Origin of the sequence: uncultured Pelagibacterium sp., assembly GCF_963972885.1 — a bacterium.
GTDB classification, from domain to species: domain Bacteria; phylum Pseudomonadota; class Alphaproteobacteria; order Rhizobiales; family Devosiaceae; genus Pelagibacterium; species Pelagibacterium nitratireducens.
In genome coordinates this window covers 63245-71554 of record NZ_CAXAXY010000007.1, presented here as the reverse complement: position 1 = coordinate 71554, position 8310 = coordinate 63245, and the positions used below count along the sequence as shown (strand labels likewise).

Annotated in this window: 10 protein-coding genes and 2 pseudogenes; 2 read left to right on the top strand and 10 right to left on the bottom strand. The window is 64.0% G+C overall.

Features of this window, described 5'->3' with window-relative positions; genetic code table 11:
* Together AACZ55_RS02780 and AACZ55_RS02775 are read right to left on the bottom strand one after the other, a co-directional pair.
* Window positions 1-744: glycosyl hydrolase 108 family protein (locus AACZ55_RS02780; protein ID WP_339642804.1), on the bottom strand; the 744-nt coding region annotated here is incomplete at its 3' end.
* A 200-nt stretch (window positions 745-944) separates the two neighbouring features.
* Window positions 945-1391: a hypothetical protein gene (locus AACZ55_RS02775; RefSeq protein WP_339642801.1), complete on the bottom strand. Its 447-nt coding sequence runs from the start codon at window positions 1389-1391 to the stop codon at window positions 945-947.
* 35 nt (window positions 1392-1426) lie between these two features.
* Here AACZ55_RS02775 and AACZ55_RS02770 point away from each other — a divergent pair.
* Window positions 1427-1717: pseudogene (locus AACZ55_RS02770) on the top strand (DUF2163 domain-containing protein); the annotation flags it as partial.
* 118 nt (window positions 1718-1835) lie between these two features.
* On the opposite strand, the gene AACZ55_RS02765 reads toward AACZ55_RS02770, so the two are convergent.
* From AACZ55_RS02765 to AACZ55_RS02730, 8 genes and pseudogenes are all read right to left on the bottom strand, one after another.
* Entirely contained in the window at window positions 1836-2000 is a 165-nt protein-coding gene (locus AACZ55_RS02765; protein WP_339642815.1) for a DUF2163 domain-containing protein, read from the bottom strand.
* Window positions 1997-2143: pseudogene (locus AACZ55_RS02760) on the bottom strand (DUF2460 domain-containing protein); the annotation flags it as partial. The pseudogene AACZ55_RS02760 and the gene AACZ55_RS02765, both read right to left, overlap by 4 nt.
* Entirely contained in the window at window positions 2119-2958 is an 840-nt protein-coding gene (locus AACZ55_RS02755; RefSeq protein ID WP_339642812.1) for a phage major capsid protein, read from the bottom strand. The pseudogene AACZ55_RS02760 and the gene AACZ55_RS02755, both read right to left, overlap by 25 nt.
* 255 nt (window positions 2959-3213) lie before the next feature.
* The gene (locus AACZ55_RS02750) at window positions 3214-3702 is read right to left on the bottom strand and encodes an HK97 family phage prohead protease (protein ID WP_339642798.1); all 489 of its coding nucleotides are present in this window, start codon (window positions 3700-3702) and stop codon (window positions 3214-3216) included.
* 133 nt (window positions 3703-3835) lie between these two features.
* Complete coding sequence (locus AACZ55_RS02745) at window positions 3836-4024, bottom strand: hypothetical protein (protein ID WP_338607378.1); 189 nt, start codon at window positions 4022-4024, stop codon at window positions 3836-3838.
* A gap of 19 nt (window positions 4025-4043) precedes the next feature.
* Window positions 4044-5210: a phage portal protein gene (locus tag AACZ55_RS02740; protein WP_339642794.1), complete on the bottom strand. Its 1167-nt coding sequence runs from the start codon at window positions 5208-5210 to the stop codon at window positions 4044-4046.
* Window positions 5211-5310: 100 nt separating this feature from the next.
* On the bottom strand, window positions 5311-6564 hold the full coding sequence (locus tag AACZ55_RS02735) for a terminase family protein (RefSeq protein WP_339642809.1): 1254 nt from the start codon (window positions 6562-6564) through the stop codon (window positions 5311-5313).
* A gap of 34 nt (window positions 6565-6598) precedes the next feature.
* Window positions 6599-7027, bottom strand: coding sequence for a hypothetical protein (locus AACZ55_RS02730; protein ID WP_338607380.1), 429 nt, complete (start codon window positions 7025-7027; stop codon window positions 6599-6601).
* A 284-nt stretch (window positions 7028-7311) separates the two neighbouring features.
* Here AACZ55_RS02730 and AACZ55_RS02725 point away from each other — a divergent pair, with 284 nt between their 5' ends.
* Window positions 7312-8301: a M23 family metallopeptidase gene (locus AACZ55_RS02725; RefSeq protein WP_339642791.1), complete on the top strand. Its 990-nt coding sequence runs from the start codon at window positions 7312-7314 to the stop codon at window positions 8299-8301.
* The last annotated feature ends 9 nt before the right edge of the window (window positions 8302-8310 follow it).

The window sequence follows — 8310 nt, the reverse complement described above, 5'->3', positions numbered from 1 at the left end:
TTTGCCAAGTTCTGTCTTGAGCCCGCGCCGCAGGAAGATGATCGCAAGCGCCTCCATCACCATCTGCGGCCCCGAATATTCGCCCAACATGGCAATGTCGATGCCAAAGCTCTGGGCGATGCCGACAACCAGCATCAGCGCGCCCACGATATAGGTCTTGTAGCCCTCGAAAATCGTCATCTCGTTGATATCCTTTTCGGTTTGAGATGGAGGTTGCAGCGTGACGGCCGACAGTGCCGTGGCCCGAATATCGCTGACGCGGCTGGTCCAGCCGCGCCCGAAACTGGCCCAATTGGCCAGCCTTTGAAGAAATCCCATGCGCTGGTCGCACAGCGCTTCGATCAGCGCGCGCGTGTCGCGCTTTCCAACCGCCGCGAGCGTTAGCGGCCCCACGAACCCGTCCTGCACCACGCCCACCAGCGCCTGCAGCACCCGCACCGCCCGATCGGGTCCGGAATTGACACCATAATCGGACACCGCAAGGTCCAGTCCCACCGGAAGCGAGCCCGCCTTGCAGCGCTCCCAGTACAGCGCCTTGTAGATCGCCGCGGCCTCGGCCCGCTCCAGCGCCCGGACCTCCGATTTCGGCAGATCCCACCACGGATCGATGCCGCGCCATCGGGCGAGCGTCTTGTGGGTGATCCCCATATTGGTCGCCCCACCGGGATCGGAGGGATGGTCGGCATAACCGCCCTCGTGCTCCAGAATCTTGGCAAGGCAAAGCGTCCAGCGCGAAGCCGGCATATTGCTTCTCCCTTTTGAATCAAAAATTGGACAAAGCCCCGCCTAACCCACGCCCGTCACCCCGGCCTTGAGCCGGGGCCCAGTACAGTCTGCGTATGAGACAGAACCACCAAGGCTGCCGGTCACTGGGTCCCGGGCCTTCGCCCGGGATGACGCTGGAGAAGAGGAAGCTCAGGGGGCTTTTCCGCGCCCCGTGAAAATCAGCCGTTGCTGGAAAACGAAAGTTCGATCCAGTCGCTGCCGCGCCGCACCAGCATGAGCGCGTCCTCGAAAGCATCGAGAACCCGGTTGCCGCCCAGCTTGAGATTGCCGGTCCCGTCGCGGAAGGTCAGCGCATTGCCCGCCGTTCCCGTGACGATCAGCACGGCGCCATCGAACCCGCCGTCAATGCTATCGATATCGTCAGTCGTCCCGCTTTGAGGTGCCGGAACCACATAGCCGCTCTCAGCCGCCAGAACGCCTCCGGCAATCGTGGGAAAGCTCACTGCGCACCCCGCAAAGCTTGAGAACCGCACAAACCCGGTCGCGCCCTCCAAACGCATCGCAGATTTGAAATCGGCCCCGTCATCGGAGACCTTGAAGGTGAAATCATCGTCCCCCGCCAGCCCGATCTCAGCTCGCCCAGACCAGCCCGACTGGAAGATCAACGTCGCGCTGTCGGCCGCGCCTTACCGACCACGACGTGACGCTGGGGTTCGGGGAGACCGAATTTGCGCCTGCGCATGGGCTCGATGGCGGGGAGATTGTGCAAAAGCTCGGCGCGCAGACCGAGACCGCCGAGGTGCTTGGCGTGCTCCATTCCGAGGCGATCAGCGAGGATGACATTGCGCTGGGCCGCTATGATGGCGCGCGGGTTCAAAGCTGGCGGGTGAACTGGCGGGCTCTCGAACAGCGCGAGCTGATCCGGACCGATACAATCGGCGAGATTACCCGCGAGGACGGGGTGTTCCGGGCCGAATTGCGCTCGGGCCAGCACGCGATGAACGTGCCGCGCGGGCGGCTCTATCAGCATATGTGCGACGCGCGACTGGGGGTCGGAACGGAGCCCGACGCGACCAACCGGCTGGCCGTGCGCTCCGAAGCGGCGCTGTTTACTGCCATCCCCGATGCGGAAGGCGGCAACGGCAATGTGCGGCTGACGCTGAACAAGGAAAGCCCAGCGTCACCCCATCGGTGCGCTCAATCCGCCAACACCAGCACAGCGTTGTCGCCCCGCTCGCGATATGGGTGGCAAAATCGTCGCCAAACTGTCTCATTCGCCAATCACCTCGATCAGGGGGATGGCGGGCGCAACGGCCGCGTCGAACCCCGACATCTCGACATCGAGCCTGTCGGTATCGAACCGCACCGGCACGTCGAATTGGAACCCCGCCGTCACCACCGCGCCCGCGTCCGGCGCCTCAGCCAGGTCGCGTTCTGGCGATAGCCGGCCTTGAGCGCATAGACCAGATCGACCAGCGCGTCGGCCGGATCATTGGCGTCGAACCCGGCATCCGCCCCCGTCGAAATGGTACCCAGCTTTTCCCAGGCCCAGCTCGCCTCATCGACAGTATCGGCGTCGAGAAAGCCCGAGGGCTTGTTGACCCCATCGCCGAGAATGAACGCCGTCGTTTCCTGCTCGGCGAAGGCGGCATTGACCTCCTCGGCAATCCACTGGCCCACATCGACCGCCGCATCGTCGAGAAACGCCTGGGTCGCCGCCGGCATGGCGTAAAGCTCGGTCGTGGGAAATGTCAGCTCGTCGATCACCTGGGAATTGGTCTGGGTGCGCGCCGCCGTCTCCCCGACCCAGCCCACCTGAGGCCCCGTGACCGTGATGGGCTTTTTATAGACCGAGGAAGACACCTGCCGCACGCCGCAGATGGCCCGCATGGGCGAAATCGCGGTCAGGAGCTTGGTGATTTCGGTTTCGGTTTCCCCGGGCACCAGATAGCCGCCATCGGGGTTCGAGCCGATCGAAAGCGCCTTTTCCTCGCCGCGCTTCACATAGGCGGAAAACGCGTCCTTGTACTCATCGCTCGCAACCGCCCGGCCCCCCTCGAGCGCCGGACGGGCCTTGTCCACCGCCGCCTTGTCGAGCGCCGATTTGTGCCCGTCGAGCACCGCATTGAGCCGATCAAGCTTGCCTTCGAGCAGCGTATCGGCGGACCCACGTTTTTCCAGTTCGCCCAGCCGCTGGTCGTTGGTCGATTTGAACTCCTCGAATGCGGTCATGAAATCGGCGAACGGGGCATCCACATCCCCAGCCGGAAGCGCCGCCACCTTGGTCTCAAGGCGCGGTTCGATAGATTTGGTCATCAGTTTTCCCTTGTTGATATTGCCTGGGGTCGCAGCCCTGCCTCCCCACCACTGTCATCCCGGGCGAAGACCCGGGATCCAGTATCCTCACGCGCTCATGGTCCTCACCGGCATTGAGCGTACTGGGCCCCGGCTCATGGCCGGGGTGACTCCTGGAGCAGACGCAAAGCCCTACGACGTCATCAGTCGCGCCGCCGCGCCAAGCGTTGCGGCCAGTTTGGCGTTGCCGCCCGGCCCGGAGCCAATCCGCGCCGCCTCCATCATCGGAAAGGTGACGATGGAAATTTCCCAAAGATCCACGGCCCACAATCGCCGCGTCCCCGTCCTGCCCTCGCGGGTGGCCCGCACGGCCCGAAACCCGATGGAAAGCCCGTCGATGGCCCGCTGTGAGATCAGCGCCCTAAGGCTCGCCGCGCGCGGCACCCCCTCGAGCAGCCGCCCAGACACCTTGAGTCCGAACCCGTCCTCGGCAATCTCGTCCCACAGCCCGATGGGTTCCTTGGGATCGTGCTGAAACAACAGCCGCACCCGGCTCGCGCCGCGCGATTTCAGCGTGTCGCGAAACGCGCCAGGCATCACGATATCCCCGCCCCCGTCGAGCCGCCCGAACACCGAGGCGTAGCCCGAAAACCGCCCATCGGCGTCAATCGCAACGCTCATCTGGCGCTCTCCGGCTTGCCTCTTGCCGATTTGGTCGGCCGTTTGGCCAGCGATCCCGCCAGGTTCCAGGCAAACTGGCGAAACACCTGCGTGGCTTCTCCCGGATTGCTCTTTGCGGTCTTTTTTGTCCCCATCAGTCCTTGTCCCTGAACAGTTTGTTGAGGTGGGCGATTTCGGTCACGAAGGTGTTGAAGCGCCGATTGGCCGCCGAAAGCTCCTTGAGCAGCGTAAACACCGCCACGCTCGCCCCGCCCGCCCACAAAAACAGCGCCACATGCGCCAGATCCCCCTTGGCGAGCACCGTCGAAATGATCGCGTCCATTTCCGTCCCTTTCTGGCGTCTAGGCCTTCGCCCCGAACCCCAACAGCTCCCGCTTCTCCGCATCGCTCAAGAACGACGCATTCCCCACCCGCTCCCAGTCCATCGCCCGATCGGCGGCCAGCGCCTCGATGCCGTCGAAATCGGGCACCAGTTCCACCCCGCCGAACCCCGGCGCGAGCCAATGGGTCAGCGATCCCACAACCGCCCGCACCAGCGGAATGACCGTCTGCCGCCAGAGCGCCCGGCTGGCCTCGGCGTAGTTCGCGTAAGTGTTGTCCCCCGGAATCCCCAGCAGCATGGGCGGCACGCCGAAGGCCAGCGCGATCTCGCGCGCCGCCGCGTTCTTGGCGTCGAGAAAGTCCATTTCCGCCGGGGTCAGCGCCATGGCCTTCCAGTCCAGGCCGCCTTCGAGCACCATGGGCCGCCCGGCGTTGATCGCCCCGGCAAACCCCTCCTCGAGCTCGGATTTGAGCCTTTGGTACTGATCCTCGGTCAGATTGCCCGCCGCCGCGTTGTAAACCAGCGCCCCCGAAGGCCGCGCCGCGTTTTCCAGCAAGGCCCGGTTCCAGGCGGTCGCCGCGTTGTGCGTCTCAAGGCTCCCCTGTGCCACCTGCAACGGCGCCTGCCCGTAATGATCGTCGAGCGGATCGAACAGGGTAAGATGCAAAACCCGCCCCACTGGCCCGGTATCGAGCATCAGCTTGTGGGTCCGCCCACCCGCCGTATAGGCATAGCCGATCGGCCAGCCATCCTTGCCCGCAATCACCGCCATGCGGTCGGGCCGCAATCCGTAAAGCCCCTTGACCTGCCCCTCGACGATCGCCGCGTCGAGATAGGCATTTCCGGCCAGTTGCAGATAGGAAAAGACGCTTTCGAGCAGCGCCTTGCCGTCCTGGCGCGGATTGGGGCGTCCGAGCAGGGCAAGCAGCGGATGCTCGCTCAGCACCTTGTCGCCATCGCGCACCTCGAGCGGCACCCTTGCCGCGTTTTCCGCCACCATGCGCACACAGCGATAGACAATGGGGTTTTTCGCGAACCCCTCATTGGCCAGCGCCGCAAATCCCTTCTTGCCGCTCCCGCCAATCCCCAGCGGCGCCAGCTGAAACAGCGTCTGCGGCGCCGCCGATTTGTGTTCATCACCCGCACGCGATCGCCCGCCCACAAGGCGCCCCAGCCAATCGGCCATCGTCCCATCCTTTTTGATTGTTGCTGGAGATCGCCGCAGCATCTCCATCATGGCTGAACCTTACCCCACCAGCGTGACGCGGGGATAAGTCCCAAAAAAATCAAACCCGCACCCTTGGCACCGGCCCATCGCGCAGCAGCAATTCGGTCACCGCCCACACCAGCGCATCGAGCCGGTCGGGCGAATGGCCCTCGGCCAGACCGTCCGGCCCGAAGGCGCACAATTCGTCCTCGAGCTCGGCAAACATGCCCGCATGTTTGACCCGCCCCTGCGCATAAAGCGCGGCGACCGGTTCGGCGCGCACCCATTTGCCGCGATTGGCCCGCGCTTCGCGCACCGGCACGCTGGCATCGACCTGCTGCATGAGATTTTTCACCAGATCGCCGCCCTGGTTCACCTCTGCCAGGATCGTATCGGCATCGAACTCGTGAAACGCGGCAATCGCCACGCGCGCCCAGCCGACAGGGGTCACGCCCTGCACCGTCCGGTCGGCCAAAACCACCGCATTCTGCCCGGATCGGCCTGCAACGATGATCCCGCAGGCGTCCGAATTCTTGCCCCCGGTCACTGGCGGATCGACCGCCACCACGATCCGGGTCAACCCCGGCACATCGGCAATCCGCCCCGCTTCGATCTGGCTGCGGTTCCACAGCGCACCGGGCACCTCCTCGACCATCTCGCCATCGAGTTCCTGCCGTCCGAGCACCGTTTCATTGTATCGCGCCACGATCGCTTCGAGAAACGCCGGCGCCAGATTGTCCCGGTTGGCCTTCGTTTTCATTCGCGTCACTACCGTATTGGGGTCCGTCATCAGGCGTTTTAAAAGCCGTGTCGGTTTGGGCGTCGTGGTCACCAACTGGCGTGGCCGCGTGCCGATCCGCAGCCCGAATTGCAGCATGTCCCATGCCGCCTCCGCCTTGGGCCATTTGGCCAGCTCGTCGCACCATGCAGCGGCAAATTGCGGTCCGCGAAACCGTTCGGGATCGTTGGCCGGCATCAACCAGGCTTCCGCCCCATTGGGCCAGACGACAATTCCGCGCGCCTTGTCCAGCCTTGGCCGCTCGGACACCGGGTACACCGAAACGATCCCCGAAACCCCTTCCACCATAATGGCGCGCGCCTCGTGCATGGTTTCGCCCACCAACGCGATGGGCGAAACCGGACGCCTGCCCGAAACCAGTTCGCGCACCCATTCGGCCCCGGCCCGCGTCTTGCCCGCGCCGCGCCCACCGAGCATGAGCCAGGTCGTCCAATCGCCCTCCGGCGCCCGTTGCATCGGGTGGCCCCAAAGGTCCCAGCAGATCTTGAAATTTTCGAGATCGGAGGCTTCGAGTACCTGCGCGCGCCGCATCATCTCGGCCTTGCGCGCCCTGGTCAGAGGCGGCAGATCAATCTTCGGTTTCAAGCTTTGAAATCCGGTCGACCAGGCGCTCGCGAATGGCTTCGAGTTCGGGGTCCATGCGCACCCGCTTTTTCACCACTTTCTTTTCCGCCGCTTCCAGCGCCGTGATCTTGTCGAGCGCCTTGGTCATGGATTCAAGCATGCGCATTTCGGTTGCACTCATGGGTTCCTCTAAAAGTTTGCGTTCGAGTTGGGTGATCTGGGCCTCGATCAGCCCGAGCATGCGGGCCAGAAGGCTCTGGCGCCGCTGCCGGCCCACTCCGGGCTTGCGCAGCACCCAGTGCTCCTTGCGGCGTCTTGTGTTGAGCCGGTTGAGCGTCAGCCCGTGGGCGGCAGCGATCTGGACTATGGGCGTGTCGGTGTCCTCATACTCCGCCCGCACGGCATCCCAGTCCGGCTCCACCGTTCCGCTCATTGCCCGATCCATCGCTGTCGTGAAAAAGGTCCGGTGAGACCCCGCGCCCCAGAGCACCGTGGAGGGGCCGCTGCTCTCGAGTGCGACCAAACATGATCGCGTCCGCAGTAATCTCACCGTGCCACAAACCTAACCGGGATGCGTGACGCGGGGATAAGTCCTGCGATATTTCGTGAAACCCTCCCCCGTCCGGCGCGTTGGAAACGCCACACTGCCCATGCTCGCCCGTAAGGTCGTCGCGCCGATGCGGACTTATCGGACAGACGCTGATACGGAGTTCACCCATGCACCGCGCTCTCACCACCGCCCTTCTCGCCTCGCTTTCAATGCCCGTCATTGCCCAGAATTCCGACACGCTCGATATGGGCCGGGAGCGCTCCGAAGCGTTCCTTGCCGGCGATCTCGAGCCGATCTGGGAGGACATGACACCGCAAATGCAGGACGGCCTTGGCTCGCTCGATGATTTTTCGGCCTTCCGCCAGCAGGTCGTTACCGACCTCGGCGAGGAAACCGCAGTCCTGGACGAGCAATTCACCGCCGAAGGCGACTTTGGCGTCTATACGCGCGTTGGCGAATGGTCTTTGCTCGACACGCCCATCGTCATGCAATGGTCCTTCGATTCCGGGGGCATGATCGCCGGATTTTTCGTCCAGCCCCAGCCCCAAGCGGCGCCCTCGGCCTATCTCGATTATCAAACCGGAACCGATTTGCGCCTGCCCTTTGAGGGGGAGTGGTTCGTCTTCTGGGGCGGGCACGATATCGCCGACAATTACCATGCCGCCGATCCCGCCCAGCGCTTCGCCTATGATTTCGTTGTCCGCGAGGACGGCCGATCCTACAGCGGCGATCCTCAACGTCTTGAGAACTACCACTGCTGGGGCCGGGAAATTCTGGCGCCCGCCGATGGACAGGTGATCGCCATGGTCAACGATCTGGCAGACCAGCCGATCGGGGAAACCGATGCGGAAAATCCCGCGGGCAATCACGTCATCCTCGCTCTGGCCGACAATGAATTCGCCTTTCTCGCCCATATGCAGCAAGACACGATCACCGTGCAGCGCGGCCAGGAGGTTTCGGCGGGCGATGTGCTTGGATTGTGCGGCAATTCGGGCAACACCTCCGAACCGCACCTGCATTTCCACCTGCAGACCACGCCTGACCTGAGCGAGGGCGAGGGTCTTCCCGCCCAGTTTCAGAACATCGAAATCGACGGTGAGCCCGTTGCGCGCGGCGAACCGGTTCGCGGACAGACGGTCGCTCCGGCCACACCCTGACCTCGGGCA